Genomic DNA, 18,012 nt, shown 5'->3' on the forward strand with positions numbered 1-18,012 from the left:
GGCCTCAGTTCGCAAAAGCCCTGCATCCCGGTTCGGGAGGCAGGGCTTTTTCGGTTACCAAACCTGGAATGCGCGGCTCGGTACGGAATAACTGCGGTCCCGCCCGGGCGTGGCTGGGAGTGCGCGCGCCGCGGGCCAGGACCCGCAGCGTCGGCCTGCCGTTGCCGCGGACAGCGCCCGGGAATGGGCTCTTCAGCTGCTCCCGGAAGGAGCCGGTTGGTGCTGCAAAGTGATGGCGGCCGGTATTCCCGGTCCGGGTGCGGTTTCCCCCGTGGCGAACACGCTCCACAAGTCCCGGCGGGCCACGTAGCATCAAAGTACGTCGTAGCTAGGAGTGTGGCGAAATGTTTGAGCGATTTACGGACCGTGCCCGTCGCGTAGTTGTGCTTGCCCAAGAAGAGGCACGCATGCTGAACCACAATTACATTGGTACCGAACACATCCTCTTGGGTCTGATCCATGAGGGTGAGGGCGTTGCCGCCAAAGCTCTTGAGTCCTTGAGCATTTCGCTCGACGGCGTTCGCGAGCAGGTGCAGGAGATCATCGGGCAGGGCCAGCAGGCGCCGTCCGGTCACATCCCCTTCACCCCCCGTGCCAAGAAGGTGCTGGAGCTCTCGCTGCGCGAAGCCCTCCAGTTGGGCCACAACTACATCGGCACGGAGCACATCCTGCTGGGCCTCATCCGCGAGGGTGAGGGTGTTGCTGCCCAGGTGCTGGTCAAGCTCGGCGCGGACCTCAACCGGGTCCGCCAGCAGGTCATCCAGCTCCTGTCGGGCTACCAGGGCAAGGAAACCACCGGCGCCGGCGTCGGGTCGGGCCAGCCTGAAGGTGCCCCGGCCGGTTCTGTTGTCCTGGACCAGTTTGGCCGCAACCTGACCCAGGCTGCACGCGAGAACAAGCTGGACCCCGTCATCGGGCGCGAGCAGGAGATGGAACGCGTCATGCAGGTCCTCTCCCGCCGCACCAAGAACAACCCGGTGCTGATCGGTGAGCCGGGCGTCGGCAAGACGGCCGTCGTCGAAGGCCTGGCCCAGGCGATTGTCCGCGGCGACGTCCCGGAAACCATTCGGGACAAGCAGCTCTACACCCTGGACCTTGGGTCCCTGGTGGCAGGCTCCCGTTACCGCGGCGACTTCGAAGAGCGCCTGAAGAAGGTCCTCAAGGAAATCCGCACCCGCGGCGACATCATCCTCTTCATCGACGAGATCCACACCCTCGTTGGTGCCGGTGCCGCCGAAGGCGCCATCGATGCTGCGTCCATCCTGAAGCCCATGCTGGCCCGCGGTGAACTGCAGACCATCGGTGCCACCACGCTGGACGAGTACCGCAAGCACATTGAGAAGGATGCCGCCCTGGAGCGCCGCTTCCAGCCGATCCAGGTCAAGGAACCCTCCGTGGCGCACGCCATCGAGATCCTCAAGGGCCTGCGTGACCGCTACGAGGCGCACCACCGCGTCACCATCACCGACGGCGCACTGGCCTCCGCTGCCAGCCTCGCCGAGCGTTACATCTCGGACCGCTTCCTGCCGGACAAGGCGATCGACCTGATCGACGAGGCAGGCGCACGGCTGCGCATCCGCCGCATGACCGCTCCGCCGGAGCTCAAGGCCATGGACGAGCGCATCGCCAAGCTGAAGATGGAAAAGGAGTCCGCGATTGACGCGCAGGACTTCGAAGGTGCAGCTTCGCTCCGTGACAAGGAGCAGAAGATGATCACCGAGCGCGCGGAGAAGGAACGGCACTGGAAGTCCGGCGGCATGGACGACATCTCCGAGGTGGATGAGGATCTCATCGCCGAGGTGCTGGCCAACTCCACCGGTATCCCCGTGTTCAAGCTGACCGAGGAAGAGTCCTCGCGTCTGCTGAAGATGGAAGACGAACTGCACAAGCGCGTCGTCGGCCAGAACGAAGCCATCAAGGCGCTGTCCCAGGCAATCCGCCGTACCCGTGCAGGGCTCAAGGACCCCAAGCGTCCCGGTGGCTCGTTCATCTTCGCCGGCCCCACCGGCGTCGGCAAGACCGAGCTGGCCAAGGCACTCGCGGAGTTCCTGTTCGGTGAAGAGGACGCCCTCATCACCCTGGACATGTCCGAGTACTCCGAGAAGCACACCGTCTCGCGGCTCTTCGGTGCCCCTCCGGGCTACGTGGGCTACGAGGAGGGCGGCCAGCTGACCGAGAAGGTCCGGCGTCGTCCGTTCTCCGTAGTGCTGTTCGACGAAGTGGAAAAGGCCCACGCGGACCTGTTCAACTCGCTCCTGCAGATCCTGGAAGACGGCCGCCTGACCGACTCCCAGGGCCGTGTGGTGGACTTCAAGAACACCGTGATCATCATGACCACCAACCTCGGTACCCGGGACATTTCCAAGAGTGTTGCCACCGGCTTCCAGTCCGGCACCGACACGCAGACCGGCTACAACCGCATGCGTGCCCGTGTCACTGAAGAGCTCAAGCAGCACTTCCGCCCCGAGTTCCTGAACCGTGTGGATGACGTTGTGGTGTTCCCGCAGCTCACCCAGGACGAGATCATCGAGATCGTGGACCTCTTCGTCACCCGGCTCGAGAAGCGCCTCAAGGACAAGGACATGGGCATCGAGCTCACGCCCGCCGCCAAGGTGCTCCTCGCAACCCGCGGTTACGACCCCGCCATGGGTGCCCGGCCGTTGCGCCGCACCATCCAGCGCGAGATCGAGGACCAGCTCTCCGAGAAGATCCTGTTCGGCGAGATCCACGCCGGCGACATTGTCGTAGTAGACGTGGAAGGCGACGGTGACGACGCCAAGTTCACCTTCGCCGGCAACGCCAAGCCGCGCATCCCGGAAATCGCTCCGAGCGTCTAAAGCATCACCCGAAGGCCCCGCCCGCTCCCAGAGCAGGCGGGGCTTTCGCTTTCCCCCGTCTACTTAGGGTTTCCGTTCGGGGCGTGGTTGGGTCGCTCCGTGGCTGGGTTCGGCGCCGACCATCAGACATTTCCCGGCGCCTGCTCGTTCCTCGCTTTGACGGCGCCTACATAAATGCCTGATGTCCGGCACCTCGTGCGCCCCAACCCTCTGCAGGCATTGGATGGCGGCACAAGCGGCTTTGACCCGTATAACCGTTGTTGCCCAACACCGTTCAAGCGGGGCGGGGCCGGTCTTACGAAAAGCCTTTGACTGGGGCCGGAGCGGACCCAGCCACGGAAACGCACACAGGGGAGCGTCGAGATTGTGATGCGGGGCACAATTCGGGTTGAATCGGGGGCATGGCTATTCTGAATCCGGCGATCCCGGACGAGCAACCTTTGACCCCTTTTCATGATCTTGACCATTACCTGTCCATCCCGCGGGTTAGTGGGCTGGCGATGAGCCCTGACGGCCGGCGGCTGGTTACCACCGTGGCCACCCTGAACGGCAAGGGAACCGAATTTGGTACCGCCCTGTGGGAGCTCGATCCTGCAGGGCAGAAGCAGGCGCGCCGTATTACGCGCAGCGCCAAGGGCGAGGCCGGAGCGGCGTTTGCGGTCAACGGTGACGTCTACTTCACCTCAGCCCGGCCCGATCCGGACAGCCCCGAGGGCGACCCCGTCAACGCACTGTGGCTCCTGCCCGCCGACGGCGGCGAAGCCCGCGTGGTGCTGAACCGGCCCGGCGGCGTCGGTGCTGTGATGACAGCCAAGGCAGCGGATGCCACGTTCGTCGTAGCGGAAGTCCTGGCAGGCTCGCGGGACGAAGATGACGACGCCGAGCGGCGAAAGTCGCGCAAGGACAACAAAGTCTCCGCCATCCTGCACAGCGAGTATCCGGTGCGGTATTGGGATGCCGACCTGGGGCCCGGGCAGCCGCGGATCTTCGCCGTCGAGCCCGGAAAAGAAAAGGATCTTGGCAAACCCGCCACTGTGGATGCCACCTCGCCGTTGACACTCCGGAACCTCACTCCGGATGCAGGTCCGCGGCTACGGGAGGCGGAAACTGCTGCCAGCCCCGACGGCCGGACCATCTATGCGAGCTACACCAAGCCGCTGGCCAAGGCGGACAGCCGCTCCGTCCTGGTGGCCGTTGACGTGGCCTCCGGAAACACTCGGGTGCTCCTGGACCACGAGGGCATGAGCTACTTCCCCGGCCCGGTCAGCCCCGACGGCAATACCCTGGTGGTAGTCAGCGAAAGCGACACCACTCCACGCCAGGCACCGCAGGTAAAGCTGCACCTCCTGGATGTCTCCGACGCTTCCACGTCCGGCACGGGGCAGCTGACCCCTCTCGCGCACGACTGGGACCGCTGGGCCAAGCCGGCAACGTGGCTGCCCGACGGCTCCGCCCTCCTGGTCACCGCGGACGACGACGGCGCGTCGCCAATTTTCCGGATCAGCGTTCTGGTGTCTGCCGCTGAAGGGAGTGTCACCCGGGTGACACAGGACGCGGCGGCCTACACCGACGTCGTGGTTTCGCCTGAGGGGCGTAGCGCCTACGCCCTGCGCAGTTCCTATGAATTCCCGCCCGAAGCCGTACGGATCGATCTGCAAACGGGCGAGACAACCAGGTTGCCCGCACCGGCGGAAAGGCCCACGCGCCCCGGCAAGCTTGAACGGATTGCGGCGACGGCGGCGGACGGCTCGCGCGTCCCGGCCTATCTTGCGCTGCCCGAGGGCGCGTCCGCGGGCTCCCCGGCGCCGATGCTGCTGTGGATCCACGGTGGACCGCTGGGGTCCTGGAACGCCTGGACCTGGCGCTGGAACCCCTGGCTGCTGACAGCGAAGGGGTACGCGGTGCTCCTGCCCGATCCCGCCCTCTCCACCGGCTACGGCCAGAACCACATCCAGCGGGGCTGGGGCGAATGGGGTAAGGGCCCGTTCACCGACCTCATGGCGGTGACTGATGCCGCCGTCGACCGGCCGGATATCGACGCGGACCGTACCGCGGCCATGGGCGGCTCCTTCGGCGGCTACATGGCCAACTGGGTCGCGGGGCAGACCGACCGGTTTAAAGCCATTGTGACCCATGCCAGCCTCTGGGCACTGGACCAGTTCGGCCCCACCACGGACGCCTCGCAATACTGGCTGAAGGAAATGACTGAGGAGATGGCGCTGGAGAACTCGCCGCATCTTCACGTGGAAAAGATCAGCACCCCGATGCTGGTGATCCACGGTGATAAGGACTACCGCGTCCCGATCGGCGAGGGCCTGCGCCTCTGGTACGAACTGCTGTCCAAGTCACAGCTCGCCGCGGACCAGGACGGCCGGACCCCGCACCGGTTCCTGTACTTCCCCGACGAGAACCACTGGGTCCTCCAGCCACAGCACGCGAAGGTCTGGTACGGCGTCGTGGAGCACTTCCTGGCCCGGAACGTCCTGGACCAGGATGTGCCCTTGCCTGCTGATCTGGGACTCTAGTCACCTTCGGCTCGGAGGCTGGGACATTTACCGCTTGCTGCTCCTTCATCCCCACTGGCCCCCTAGCCTCGCAAGCTCGGCCAGGGAACCCTGCCAGCGTGGGCCCTCAAGCAAGCTACATAAATGTCCCAGCCTCCTTCGCCTCTTGCCCGAAGTTGCCCTAGCGCACGCGAGCGTCGCAGACTCTCGCGCCTCGTTAGGGCGGCTTTACGGTTTGGGGGTTAGGGGGCGTCTAGTGTTTCCTGTTTTGCGTCCTGGTCCTTCGGCTGGCCCTTTTGGTGGCGGCCGTACTTGTAGTGGAAGTAGGCGTAGCAGGCACCTACGAAGGGGATGCCGAAGTAGAGGGCGGTGGCCTGGGTGGGATCGAAGCCGATGCCTATCAGCGAGATGAGGCAGAGGATGAACGCTGCGATGGGCAGCAGGGGAAACAGCGGTGCCTTGTAGGCAAGATCTGCAGTGCGGCCTCCTGAGCGCAGGAAACTCCGCCGGTGGAAAAAGTGCGAAGCGGTAATGGACATCCAGACGCCAACCGTGGCAAACCCGGCGATGGACACCAGGACCAGGTAGACGGTGGTGGGGGCCACCACGCTGCTGATCAGGGAGGCCAGGCCGCCCAGCATGCTGACGCACAAGGCGAGAAGCGGAATTCCCCGTTTTGTCAGTTTCCCGAGTGCCTTCGGTGCATGTCCCTCGTCCGCAAGGGAGAAAAGCATCCGCGCGCAGGAAAACAGGCCGCAGTTTCCTGCCGACAAAAGGGCGGTGATGATGACGAAATTCATGACGTCGGCGGCGTAGGGAATGCCCAGCTGCGAGAAGACGGTGACAAAGGGACTCGCCTCCAGTGAGGTTTCCGCATAGGGAACGGTGCAGGCAATGACCGTAATGGCACCAACGAAGAAAATGAGCAGGCGAATAACGGTGGTCCGCATCGCCTTGGGAATGTTGGCGGCGGGATTGGCAGTTTCTCCGGCGGCCACGCCAATAAGTTCTGAACCTGAGAATGCGTAAAAGACAGCAAGGGTGGTGATGAGTACGCCGGTAATTCCATTGGGGAACAAGCCCTGCGGCGTATCGAGGTTTTCGCCCAGGAACGGGTAGCCGTTTTCAGCAAGGGGATGGAAGCCGAACAGGGCTGCACCGCCCAGGACAATCAGACCGATTACGGCAGCGACCTTTATCAGCGCGAACCAGAACTCCGATTCACCAAAGACCCGCGAGGAGATCGCATTCAGTGTGAACAGGATGGACGCAAAAACAAGGCACCAGATCCAAACATCCACCTCCGGAAACCAACGCTGCATCAAAAGGCCCGCTGCGGTGAACTCCGAGCCCAGCGCGACTGCCCAGCAGAGCCAGTAAAGCCAAGCGGTGGCAAAGCCGGTGGCAGGACCAATCGACCTCGCCGCGTAGATGTGGAAGGCGCCGGATACCGGATAAGCAACAGCCAGTTCGCCCAGGCATGCCATCACCATGTAGACCACGGCTGCGCCGATGAGGTAGGCGATGATTGCACCCAGTGGACCTGCCTGTGCAATGGTGTAACCGGAGCTGAGGAACAGGCCTGACCCTATAACACCTCCCATGGCGATCATGACCAGGTGTCGGGCTTCCATAGACCTTCTAAGGCCGCGTTTCTCGTTCTGCTCTAAGGGATTTTCGGTGAGCGTGGGGGAGCCTATGGCCATTTTTCCTCCGGAGTTGGGCGTCGTTGCCCATCGGCGTGACGGGGGTAACATCCGAAACACTGCTTGGTCGCCGCTCACCTGCGCAAACGCAATAGCGGCACACCTCAGAACCCTGCGCAGTCACGGCCAAATCCAGCGCCCGAGCATAAGCAGAGCTTCGACTCGACGAGCTCATGACGAATCACGGCTGCTGGTCATCTCCGCTCCGCCACCGGCAAATGTCTGGCTGGCGGCGCCGGCTTGCCCCTTACCAGAAATCCGAAGCAGGCGTTCGGTTGGCCGGCGGTTCTGCACCGTCGAACTAGGATTGCTCCTGTGACTGACTCCTTCCATATCCGTCCTGCGCGCACTGGTGATGTATCCGCCATCAAGAGATTGGTGGCGCCGCTGGCAGAACAACGGATTCTGATGGCCAAGGAGACGGTGGCCTACTACGAAAGCCTGCAGGAGTTTCGGATCGCCGAGTCCTCCGATGGGCAGGTTATTGGCTGCGGTGCACTGCACGTGATGTGGGAGGACCTGGCCGAAGTGCGGACCCTGGCCGCCTCCGAGGACTGGCGGGGGAGAGGCGTAGGGCATGTGCTGGTGGAGAGCCTCCTTGAGGAAGCGCGCGCCCTGGGCGTCGCCCGGGTGTTCTGCCTTACTTTCGAAGTGGACTTTTTCAAGCGCCACGGCTTCGAGGTGATGGCAGACCAGTCAGCCGTGGATCCCGTGGTGTATTCGGAGTTGCTCCGTTCCCATGACGAAGGTGTGGCCGAGTTCCTGGACCTGGCGCGGGTGAAGCCAAACACGCTTGGCAACACCCGCATGATCAAGGTCCTCTGACGCAAGTCCTTCGGTATGAGTTCCAGCAAAGCCGGCCTCCCGGTGCTTGGCTTCATGGATGACTCGCGGGGATCTTCTCCTCCCGGAAACGCCACCTTTCCTTCTTTAGCAGGCATCCTGGCCCTGCTGGTTGCCCGCCTTGTCCCAGCGGCATCGACACGGCGTCTACCGAACGCAGTGCCAAAGCGGAACTGGAAGCCGAGAACCCGTTCCAGGCGCGGCCACGCCTTTGTTTTGAAACCACCTGAAGTAGGTGCGAAAAGCCGTCTGAACAGCACTTTCTTTTACTCAGTTTGATGGATAAACTGGCTGAGGCCGGGATGGGGGGCCCAAGGAAAGGGACAGTCATTGGGGGCTGTCCCTTTTCTATATCCGGGGTACGGCAGCCCTACCGCCCCCTTGCTGCCCGGTAGTAGGGTCAGGAATGTCATCCTCCAGGAAGCAGACCAGGAGTACCACGTGAAAAAGCTCATCAACGATCCGAAGTTGGTAGTTGACGAATCTGTGCAGGGCTTCGGCCAAGCCCATGCAGACCTCGTCACCGTCAGCACAGACCCCACCTTCATCACGCGCAATGAGGCGCCTGTCAGTGGGAAAGTAGGCCTCGTCTCGGGCGGCGGCAGCGGCCACGAGCCGCTTCACGCCGGCTTCGTGGGGCACGGGATGCTCGACGCCGCCGTGCCGGGAGCGGTGTTCACCTCGCCCACGCCGGACCAGATCCTCCCGGCGACGCTCACCGTTAACTCGGGCGCCGGCGTCGTGCACATCGTGAAGAACTACACCGGCGACGTCCTCAACTTCGAAACGGCAGCCGAGCTCGCCGAGGCGGAAGGGGTCAATGTCCGCACGGTCCTGGTGAACGACGACGTTGCGGTGGAGGATTCGCTGTACACGGCAGGCCGGCGTGGAGTGGGCGGTACGGTGCTGGTGGAGAAGATCGCCGGAGCGGCCGCCGAGCGTGGGGACGGCCTGGACGCTGTGGCTGCCATCGGCGAACGGGTCAACAGCAACGTCCGCACCATGGGCGTTGCGCTGAGCGCCTGCACAGTACCCCATGCGGGCTCGCCCAGCTTCGACCTGGCCGACGATGAAATCGAGATCGGCATCGGAATCCATGGTGAGCCGGGCAGGCACCGTATAGCTATGGAAAACGCTGACGGTATCACCGACCGCCTGTTGGGACCCGTGCTGGCCGACCTGGGAATCAGCTCCGGGGACAGGGTGCTGCTGTTCGTGAACGGAATGGGCGGCACCCCCCTAAGCGAGCTGTACATTGTCTACCGGCGGGCCGCGCAGGTGCTCGCGGATAGTGGAGCCACCGTGGAGCGGTCCCTGGTGGGAAACTACATCACCGCCCTCGAGATGCAGGGCTGCTCCATCTCGGTGTTGCGGTTGGACGACGAACTTACCGAACTGTGGGACGCGCCGGTCCACACGGCCGCACTGCGCTGGGGCGTGTAGCTATGGTTCTGGACGTGAATTGGACGGTGAAGTGGCTGACCCTGTGCGCGCAGGCGATGGCGGAGCACAGGGTGGAGCTGATTGAGCTGGACCGGGCCATCGGGGACTCCGATCACGGCGAAAACATGGACCGCGGTTTCCAGGCTGTTTTGGACAAACTGTCCGAAACCCCGCCGGAAACGCCCGGTGCTGCGCTGAAGCTGACCGCCATGACCCTGATGTCCAAGGTGGGCGGCGCCGCGGGCCCGCTGTACGGAACGGCGTTCCTGCGGGCGGCCACGTCCCTCGGCGACTCTCCGGAGATCGCTCCTGCCGCCTGGGCCGGTGCCCTGGCTGCCGCGCGTGACGGGATAGTGGCCCGCGGAAAGGCGGAACCGGGGGACAAAACCATGGTTGATGCCTGGACGCCGGCGGCCGAGGCAGCCAGTGTGGCTGCCGCAGACAACAGCCTGGATGCCTTGAGTGTCCTGGTCGCGGCAGCGGAGGCCGCCGAAGCCGGAGCGGTGGCCACCGACCCGCTGATAGCACGGAAGGGACGCGCAAGCTACCTCGGGGAGCGAAGCGCCGGGCACCGCGACCCCGGCGCCGCTTCCAGTGCGCTGATTCTCCGCGCCGCCGTGAAGGCGGCTGCATGACCGTCAACATCGTGGTGGTCTCACACAGCGACAAAATCGCCGACGGCGCTGTGGAGCTTGCCGCGCAGATGGCGCCCGACGTCGTTCTTCTGGCAGCGGGCGGCACCATGGACGGCAGGATCGGTACCAGCCTGGAGAAGGTCCTGGCTGCGCTGGACAAGGTGGCCAGCGGTGATGGAGCGGTTATCCTGGCTGATCTTGGTTCTGCCGTAATGACTGCAGAGTCCGCACTGGAGTTTGCGGAGAACGGGTCCGGGATACTGCTGGCAGACGCGCCCCTGGTAGAGGGACTCGTGGCCGCCGCCGTGGCTGCGCAGGGCGGCGGTGACGTCCAGGCGGTCAAACGGGCGGCGGAAGCTGTGGGCGGCCCCGCCCGGCAGGCCGGAAGCCCCGGTCTGCAGGAGGCCGGGGAAGGCCCTGTCACCGGTTCCGGTCCCGATTACACCGGGGACTTTGAGCTCGTAAACCAGGCGGGTATGCACGCGCGCCCCGCGGCAAAGATCGCCGGCGGGCTGTCTTCGCTGGATGCCGAGGTGCAGGTCAACGGGGTTGACGGCGCCTCCATGACTGCACTTATGACGCTGGCGGCCGGCAAGGGCTCTGTCCTGCACGTGGAAGCGCGGGGAGCGGACGCAGAACGGGCGGTGAACTACGTGGGCGGCCTAGTGCAGGCCGGCTTCGGCGAACCGTAGTTGCCTGGACTATCCGAATGAAGATCGGGCGGTGTGTTCCCAACGCCGCAGCGGGTTCCTGCGAATATGCTCGATGCCATGGAACGGCTCCACCTTGAAGACAACTCCCCGGATATCGAAGTGCTGGAGGGGCAGCTGTCCGTTGAGGAACTCCTCGCGGAGCTGGGCTTCGAGTGGCGGCCCGAGCCAGGGGTTGCGGGAGGCCCTGGCGATGGCACAACCGAGGAGAGCTTCAGCCAGCCGGCGTTGTTCTAGCGCCAGGCCTGCTCGTGCAGGCCATCGGCGTCGAGCAGCACTGATGCGGTGATGAACCTGCCGCACTGCTCACCAAACGGATAGTCGCCCCTGGGGCGGAAGTCCAAGGTGTGCGCGGGCAGTGGCGATCCGTCCGGGGCAGTTGCCGATGCTGTTACCGTCATGGGTGATTCGGTGAGGGTCTCCAGGAACAGGTTGGCGAATTTCGTTCCGTCGGGGGAGGCGGTGGCGGAGCAGACCCCGTCCGGAGTGCAGCCCTGGTCGATGGAGGCGCTTCCCGGATGCAGTTCCACATCGGATTCCTTGCACGCGCCGTCCTGGCAGGCGCTCACGTGCAGCGCTGACACCTGAGGTGCGTAGTTGGCTGACACCGTGACGGAAACGGCCGTTGCCTGTGCGATGGCCGGGCAGGGAACCGCGCCGGGGCCGGGGCCGCACGCAGAGGCGAGTCCCGCCGTCGTGATCAGCGCTAAAAGCAGCCCGCGCTTGCCCATACTTCAGGGTACGGCCGTGGTGCTCCCTCCCTGGCGTGAGCGGCGAAGTGATGCAAACATCGTTACGCTGCCGCCCACACCACTCAGGCGGGAAGCCGGTACCCGCCCCCGTGCAGCTCCGCGAGGCCGTCGACGAGCAGACCTGCCAGGGCCCGTTCCAGCTGTTCAGGAGCAGAATTCAACCTATGCAGGGCCCCCAGCGGCACACCAATCCCCTCCGGCGCGAAGCCAAGGTCGGCCGGCTCCCGCTCGAACATCTCCGGCGGCACCGGCGCATCGGCCTCGCGCAGCACGGCCAGCACGGCTCCGCGGACCTGGCGATCAGTGCCGTGCCAGGCCTGGCCCTTGGGAACGTACGACGGCGGCGGCTCGCCGGCTGCCCGCCACGCGCAGGAGTTCCTGACCGGGCAGTCGCCGCACTTGGGTGCCCGGGCTGTGCAGATCAGCGCCCCCAGCTCCATCACCGCAGCGTTCCAGCGCACGGATGTATCGTCGTCGTCCGGAAGGAGCCGGGCGGCGAGCCGCATTTCCGCGGCCGTCAGTGCCGGGGCGGGAAGCGCAGTCCCGGTAACAAGTCTGGCGTGGACCCGCCTGATGTTGGTGTCCACCACCGTTTCGCGGCGTCCGTAGGCGAAGGCGGCGACGGCTGCCGCCGTATAACTGCCCACCCCGGGCAGCGCCAGCAGTTCAGCATAGTTGTCCGGGACTTTGCCGCCGTGGTCCTGGACGATAGCCACTGCTGCTGCGTGCAGCCGCAGGGCCCGGCGCGGGTAGCCCAGCCGGCCCCAGGAACGGACCGCCTCTCCCGCAGGTTCGCCCGCGAGGCCGGCCGGTGTGGGCCAGCGAGCCAGCCACTCCTGCCAGACTGGCAGCACCCGGACCACGGGGGTTTGCTGCAGCATGATTTCGCTGACCAGCACGCCCCAGGGTGAACATTCCGGCTTCCGCCAGGGGAGGTCCCGGGCAATTTCCGCAAACCACCTGTTGATCCGGCCATGCAGCGTCTGCAGTTCCGCCCCGGCAGGAAAGCGGGCAGGCGAAGCGGTGGTGGAGGCTTGAGTGTCGATCCCAACACTGTAATTGATCCGCTTGCCGGGCTGGAAACCCGATGTGACCAGAGCGTTGGCCGGGTGGCGGCGTGGTGGCGGAGCAGATCCGCGCCCGTTCTCTAGCCTAGAAGGATGGGCAGGCAAGACGATTCATCACGTGGCAGGGCGACTGCATCAGGTTCCAGCACCGTCCGCAAGCCCAGCCCCGCCGTGTACCGCCGGCGCCGGCTGTTCCTCGGTGCGGCGCTGCTGACGGTGATCGCCTTGATTGCCGGAAGCTTCGCCCTGGCCGGCGCCTTCAGCGGCGATTCCGAGCAGGCGTCGTCCACGGACGGTGCCGGCGCAACTGCGTCCGCTGATCCCTCCACGCAGCCGTCGCCGTCGCCGTCGGCCCCGGCCCCGGAACCCACGCCCACGCCATCGGCAACCCCTTCCTGCAACCAGAATCTTGTGACGGTCTCAGCGTCCACGGACAAGGCCGCCTACGGGCCGGAAGAAAAACCGATGCTCACGCTCAAGGTAACCAACGGCGGCACGATGCCATGCGAGGTCAACATCGGAACCTCGCAGATGGAGTTCCTGGTGACGAGCGGCCCGGACCGCATCTTTTCGTCCCGGGACTGCCAGGCCAAGAGTGAAGACCTAGTGAAAACCATCGCTCCCGGCGCCAGCGAAACCGCCAACTTCCCGTGGTCCCGGAACCGCAGCGTTGAAGGCTGCCAGCCCGTGGAAGCCAAACCCGGGGGCGGCGGGGCGTACTACATTTTCACGGCGAAGCTTGGCTCCAAAGCGAGCCCCAAGGCAGTTTTCCAGCTGACCTGACGCATCCTGCCAGGCTCCTAGAGGAAGCGGTCCAGGAGGCTTGCTTCTGCCATCCGACTCAGGCCTTCCCGTACAGTGCGGGCGCGCTGGTCGCCGATCCCGTCCACGGTCATGAGGTCATCGATGGTGGCTGCCATCAGGAACTGCAGCCCGCCGAAGTGGTCCACCAGCCGGTCCGCGACGGCCTTCGGAACTGCCTTCAGCCCCGAGAGCAGCCGGTAACCGCGCGGCTGCACCACGGCGTCCAGGTTTGCCTCGCCGCCCGCGAAGCCGACAATTCCCGAAATCTTCCCGAGGTCGATCAGCTCGGTGGGCCCCAGGTTCACCAGGGCGCTGACCGCCTTCTCAATGTCTTCGGGGGAAGCGTTGGGCGAGGCGTAGTCGCGGATGATGACGTCGCTTCCGGGGCCGCGGCCGACGGTGAGCTCATCGAGCTGGAGGGAGAGGAGGCGGCCGTCTTCGCCCAGTTCCAGGACGTACTGCGAGATCTCCTCGGAAATGCGGCGGACCATCTCCTGGCGCTGCAGGGTGACGGCCACATCCCGCACCGTCACCATCGCTTCGATCTCCAAAGCGGACAGCGAGCTGGTGACCTGGTCCAGGCGCGAGCGGTAGCGCTCCAAAGTGGCCAGGGCCTGGTTGGCACGCGCCAGGACCTTTTCCGAACCTTCCAGGACGTGCCGGAGGCCGTTGACGTACAGGGCAATGATCTGCATGGACTGGCTGACGGAGATGACAGGCACACCGGTCTGGATGGCAACACGCTCGGCTGTTCGGTGGCGGGTGCCGGACTCCTGGGTTTCGATGCTGGAGTCCGGGACCAGCTGTACTGCGGCGCGGAGGATGTTGCCGGCGTCCTTGTCGCAGATGATGGCACCGTCCATCTTGGCGAGCTCCCGCAGGCGGGTGGGGGAGAAGTCGATGCCGATGTCGAAACCGCCGGAGCAGATGGAGTCGATGGTCCGGTCGTAGCCAAGCACAATAAGGGCGCCGGTACGTCCCCGGAGGATGCGCTCAAGGCCGTCGCGGAGCGGGGTTCCGGGTGCCACTCTGCCCAGAGTTGCCCTCAGAGATTCTTCGGGGCTCCGCGCCATCAGGTGTTTCCCTTCACAGTTGCGGGCCTTTGCCCGCAGGAATGCCGGCTTTACCGCTTGGCCGGCAGGATCAAAAAGTACTCATTTCCCGCAAGCTCAATGATAGGGGTAAGAAACGCCTGATTCCGCACGGGCAAGCCCTAAAGTACCCCATGAGGGAACGTCGGGAAGGGGTGCAGGAACGCGTTCGACGGCGGGTGGCGGGGTGGCACTTTCCCGCTCCAAAGCAGTCAAAGACAGTGCAGACGGACTCAGCGTGCCTGCCCGCGCAGCATCCGTTCGAGGTCCCTGCTGACCCTGCCTAAAGAAGCCGCGCGACGGACCTTTTCGTCCACAACAACTTTCTTCCGGGGCCGGGGCTCCTCCACTGCCGAGCGGTCTGCGTCGCGTGCGGAGCCATGGCCCTGCCCGGTGACGGGTGAAGCGCCCGCAAAGGGATCGAAAAACAGTTTGGCTGGATAGGAAGTGCGGTCCACGGCTTCAGATCTTTCGGAGGGCGTAGGGAAGTTGCCGGGCGTCATCATGCCGTCACGGTAGCTCGCACTCATTTCACGGTTTTGAAGCTGGGGTTTCGCGGGTGTTAAGCAGAGCCCGTGGTGGGGCTCCAAGCTGCGATAAACTTGGAACTTGGCTGTCCGCCAGCCCGCCTCCCCTGAAGCCTGTCCAATGCCAGGGGCAGCCCAAACCGCAGCGAAAGTAGCACCGTGTCCCAAGATGTCCTCACCCCCGCCCGGATCTCGGAGATTCACAAAGAGGCGGGCCGGCGTCGGACCTTTGCTGTCATTTCCCACCCCGACGCCGGCAAGTCCACGCTGACTGAGGCGCTGGCCCTGCATGCCAAGGTGATCGGCACCGCCGGTGCCTCCAGCGGCAAGGCCAACCGCAAGGAAACCGTCTCGGACTGGATGCAGATGGAAAAGGACCGCGGCATCTCCATCAGCTCCGCGGCGCTGCAGTTCTCCTACCGGGACACCGTCATCAACCTCCTGGACACTCCCGGCCACGCTGACTTCTCCGAGGACACCTACAGGGTGCTCGCCGCCGTGGACTGCGCCGTGATGCTGGTGGACGCAGCGAAGGGCCTGGAAACCCAGACCATGAAGCTGTTCGAGGTCTGCAAGCAGCGGAACCTGCCCATCATCACCGTCATCAACAAGTGGGACCGCCCGGGCCTGGACGCGCTGGCCCTGATGGACGAAATCACCGAGCGCACCGGACTGCAACCCATGCCCCTGACCTGGGCGGTGGGCATCTCCGGCGACTTCCGCGGCGTGTGGGACCTCCGAAACGACCGTTTCGCCCGCTTCCAGCGCAACAACGCCGGCGCTCAGATCGCCCTCACCGAATACTTCACCCCCGAGGAAGCGGCGGAGAGCCAGGGCAGCAACTGGTCGGACGCCGTGGACGAGGCCGGCCTGGTAATCGAATCGAACCTCGAGTTCGACGTCGAAAGCTTCCACGCCGGCAAGGCCACCCCCATCCTGTTCAGCTCCGCCGCGCTTAACTTCGGTGTCAAGGAACTGCTGGACGCGCTGGTTGACTTCGCCCCGCCGGCAGCCCCGCGGCCGGACGTGGACGGCAGCCTGCGGCCGGTGGCATCGCCGTTCTCCGGATTCGTGTTCAAGGTCCAGGCCGGCATGAACAAGGCACACCGCGACCACGTCGCCTTCATCCGCGTCTGTTCGGGCGTGTTCGAGCGCGGCATGGTGGTCACCCAGACCCGCACCGGGAAGTCCTTCGCCACCAAGTACGCGCAGCAGGTTTTCGGCCGGGAGCGCGAAGTGATCGACGAGGCGTACCCCGGCGACGTGGTGGGCCTGGTCAACGCGTCTTCCCTGCGCGTGGGGGACAGCCTCTTCCTTGAGGATCCGGTGGAATACCCCGCCATCCCGCTGTTCGCGCCCGAGCACTTCCAGGTTGCGCGTTCCAAGGACCCCAGCAAGTTCAAGCAGTTCCGCCGCGGCATCGAGCAGCTTGAGCACGAGGGCGTTATCCAGGTGCTCCGCTCCGATGTCCGCGGAGACCAGGCGCCGGTGCTGGCCGCCGTCGGCCCCATGCAGTTCGAGGTGGTGGAGGATCGGATGGCGCACGACTTCAGCGCCCCCATGCGCCTGGAGCGCCTGCCCTACTCCATCGCCAGGATCTCGACGGCGGATGCCATGCCCGCGCTCGCGAACGTGCCGGGCGCCGAGGTGCTGCTGCGGTCCGACGGCGAATACCTCGCGCTGTTCAACGACGTCTGGGCGCTGCGGCGGATCGAAAAAAACCACCCCGACCTCACCTTGGTGCCCATCGGCACCCACAACCCCGCAAAGTAGGAACCGTGAACGCAGTTCAACCCCGTGCGCTGATCACGGGCGCCGGCACCATCAATCCGCTCGGCGCATCTGTGGCCGAAACCTGGACGGCCCTCCTGGCCGGGCAGTCCGGCATCGCCGCCCTGGAAGAGACCTGGGCCGAGCAGCTGCCCGTCAAGATCGCCGGCCAGGCGCCCGCCGATCTTTCGGAGCACCTGAGCACCCGCGAGATGAAGCGCATGGACCGCTGCGGCCAGCTTGCGCTCATCGCCGCCCGGGAAGCGTGGAAGCAGGCCGGTGCCCCCGAGGTGGATCCCGAGCGCTTCGCCGTGGTCATCGGGTCCGCCTACGGCGGCCTTGGCTCCACGCTGGAACAGGACCGGACCTTGGCCGAATCCGGTCCCCGCAAGGTCTCGCCCCACACGCTGACCCGCCTCATGGTCAACGGCCCGGCAGCCTGGGTGTCCATCGACCTCGGCGCCCGCGGCGGCGCCCGCACCCCCGTCAGCGCCTGCGCGTCCGGCGCCGAGGCGATTGTCCAGGCAGCCGAGATGATCCGCTCCGGCGCCGCCGACGTCGTCATCGCCGGCGGCGTTGACGCCTCGGTGAATGACCTGGTGATCACCGGTTTCTCCCAGATCCGCGCACTGTCCACCCGCTCCGATGATCCGCAGCGGGCCTCGCGCCCGTTCGACGGCGGTAGGGACGGCTTTGTGCTCGCGGAAGGCGCCGGCGTGGTGGTGCTTGAAAGCGAAGAGCACGCGCGCGCCCGCGGCGCTTTGGTGCTGGGAGCCGTGGCCGGTGGGGCAGTAACCTCCGACGCGAACGACATTGTGGCGGCGGACCCCGCCATGCAGCGGCGCGTGATGCAGAAGGCGCTGGAATCGGCCGGCATGGAGCCGGGGGACATCGGCTTCGTCCACGCCCATGCAACGTCCACCCCGGTGGGGGACCGGCTTGAGGGCCAGGCCATCAATGCGATCTTCGGCGCCGACGTGCCCGTGACCTCCACCAAGGGGCACACCGGCCACCTGCTGGGCGGCGCCGGCGCGCTGGCAGCCGTCGTGGTCATTGAAGCCCTGCGCACCGGCCAGCTTCCGGGCACCCTCAACGTGGAGGCCCAGGACCCCGAAGTGGACCTGAACGTGATCACCGAGGCCGCCCATGCACTGCCCTCCGGGAACCCCCGTGCCGGCTTGGTGAATGCGTTCGGCTTCGGCGGCCACAGCGTTGCACTGGTGATCACGGGCGAGTAGCCCGGCGGGCACAGGGAGCGGGCAGCGTCGCGGGGATGCCCTGCCCGAATTCGGGCCAAAAGATTGTTGAACAATGTAGATCCTT

15 protein-coding genes are annotated in these 18,012 nt (G+C 65.3%); 10 read left to right on the top strand and 5 right to left on the bottom strand.

The genetic code is table 11. The features are described from left to right. Positions 1–344 precede the first annotated feature (344 nt). Together M1D93_RS02250 and M1D93_RS02255 are read left to right on the top strand one after the other, a co-directional pair. Positions 345–2,837, top strand: a complete 2,493-nt coding sequence (locus M1D93_RS02250) for an ATP-dependent Clp protease ATP-binding subunit (protein ID WP_163161328.1) — start codon at positions 345–347, stop codon at positions 2,835–2,837. Between the two features lie 401 nt (positions 2,838–3,238). Beyond that, positions 3,239–5,362, top strand: coding sequence for a S9 family peptidase (locus M1D93_RS02255; protein ID WP_461173584.1), 2,124 nt, complete (start codon positions 3,239–3,241; stop codon positions 5,360–5,362). 221 nt (positions 5,363–5,583) lie between these two features. On the opposite strand, the gene M1D93_RS02260 is transcribed toward M1D93_RS02255, so the two are convergent. Continuing rightward, on the bottom strand, positions 5,584–7,047 hold the full coding sequence (locus tag M1D93_RS02260) for an amino acid permease (protein WP_461173585.1): 1,464 nt from the start codon (positions 7,045–7,047) through the stop codon (positions 5,584–5,586). 315 nt (positions 7,048–7,362) lie between these two features. On the opposite strand from M1D93_RS02260, the gene M1D93_RS02265 reads away from it, so the two are divergent. From M1D93_RS02265 to M1D93_RS02285, 5 genes are all read left to right on the top strand, one after another. Next, entirely contained in the window at positions 7,363–7,872 is a 510-nt protein-coding gene (locus M1D93_RS02265; protein WP_461173586.1) for an amino-acid N-acetyltransferase, read from the top strand. A 459-nt stretch (positions 7,873–8,331) separates the two neighbouring features. Continuing rightward, positions 8,332–9,333, top strand: a complete 1,002-nt coding sequence (gene dhaK, locus M1D93_RS02270) for a dihydroxyacetone kinase subunit DhaK (protein WP_461173587.1) — start codon at positions 8,332–8,334, stop codon at positions 9,331–9,333. A 2-nt stretch (positions 9,334–9,335) separates the two neighbouring features. Continuing rightward, positions 9,336–9,968: a dihydroxyacetone kinase subunit DhaL gene (gene dhaL, locus M1D93_RS02275; protein ID WP_461173588.1), complete on the top strand. Its 633-nt coding sequence runs from the start codon at positions 9,336–9,338 to the stop codon at positions 9,966–9,968. Next, positions 9,965–10,660: a dihydroxyacetone kinase phosphoryl donor subunit DhaM gene (gene dhaM, locus M1D93_RS02280; protein ID WP_461173589.1), complete on the top strand. Its 696-nt coding sequence runs from the start codon at positions 9,965–9,967 to the stop codon at positions 10,658–10,660. The genes dhaL and dhaM overlap by 4 nt, the downstream gene beginning before the upstream one ends. Positions 10,661–10,738: 78 nt before the next feature. Beyond that, positions 10,739–10,915 (top strand): hypothetical protein, encoded by a 177-nt coding sequence (locus M1D93_RS02285; protein WP_461173590.1) that lies wholly within the window; start codon positions 10,739–10,741, stop codon positions 10,913–10,915. Here the strand turns inward: M1D93_RS02285 and M1D93_RS02290 are convergent. After that, the gene (locus tag M1D93_RS02290) at positions 10,912–11,409 is read right to left on the bottom strand and encodes a hypothetical protein (RefSeq protein ID WP_461173591.1); all 498 of its coding nucleotides are present in this window, start codon (positions 11,407–11,409) and stop codon (positions 10,912–10,914) included. The two genes, M1D93_RS02285 and M1D93_RS02290, sit on opposite strands and share 4 nt — an antisense overlap. 83 nt (positions 11,410–11,492) lie before the next feature. Further along, positions 11,493–12,419: an HhH-GPD family protein gene (locus M1D93_RS02295; protein WP_461175091.1), complete on the bottom strand. Its 927-nt coding sequence runs from the start codon at positions 12,417–12,419 to the stop codon at positions 11,493–11,495. A 171-nt stretch (positions 12,420–12,590) separates the two neighbouring features. Here M1D93_RS02295 and M1D93_RS02300 point away from each other — a divergent pair, with 171 nt between their 5' ends. Next, positions 12,591–13,280 (top strand): hypothetical protein, encoded by a 690-nt coding sequence (locus tag M1D93_RS02300; RefSeq protein ID WP_461173592.1) that lies wholly within the window; start codon positions 12,591–12,593, stop codon positions 13,278–13,280. A 17-nt stretch (positions 13,281–13,297) separates the two neighbouring features. On the opposite strand, the gene disA is transcribed toward M1D93_RS02300, so the two are convergent. Further along, positions 13,298–14,374, bottom strand: coding sequence for a DNA integrity scanning diadenylate cyclase DisA (gene disA, locus M1D93_RS02305; protein ID WP_461173593.1), 1,077 nt, complete (start codon positions 14,372–14,374; stop codon positions 13,298–13,300). 251 nt (positions 14,375–14,625) lie between these two features. Continuing rightward, a complete protein-coding gene (locus tag M1D93_RS02310) occupies positions 14,626–14,922 on the bottom strand; it encodes a hypothetical protein (RefSeq protein WP_461173594.1) in 297 nt (98 codons plus the stop codon). A 156-nt stretch (positions 14,923–15,078) separates the two neighbouring features. Here M1D93_RS02310 and M1D93_RS02315 point away from each other — a divergent pair, with 156 nt between their 5' ends. Then, complete coding sequence (locus M1D93_RS02315) at positions 15,079–16,692, top strand: peptide chain release factor 3 (protein WP_461173595.1); 1,614 nt, start codon at positions 15,079–15,081, stop codon at positions 16,690–16,692. A 5-nt stretch (positions 16,693–16,697) separates the two neighbouring features. Continuing rightward, complete coding sequence (locus M1D93_RS02320; RefSeq protein WP_461173596.1) at positions 16,698–17,927, top strand: beta-ketoacyl-[acyl-carrier-protein] synthase family protein; 1,230 nt, start codon at positions 16,698–16,700, stop codon at positions 17,925–17,927. Positions 17,928–18,012: the final 85 nt, after the last annotated feature.

Source organism: Arthrobacter sp. Z1-9 (assembly GCF_054792695.1).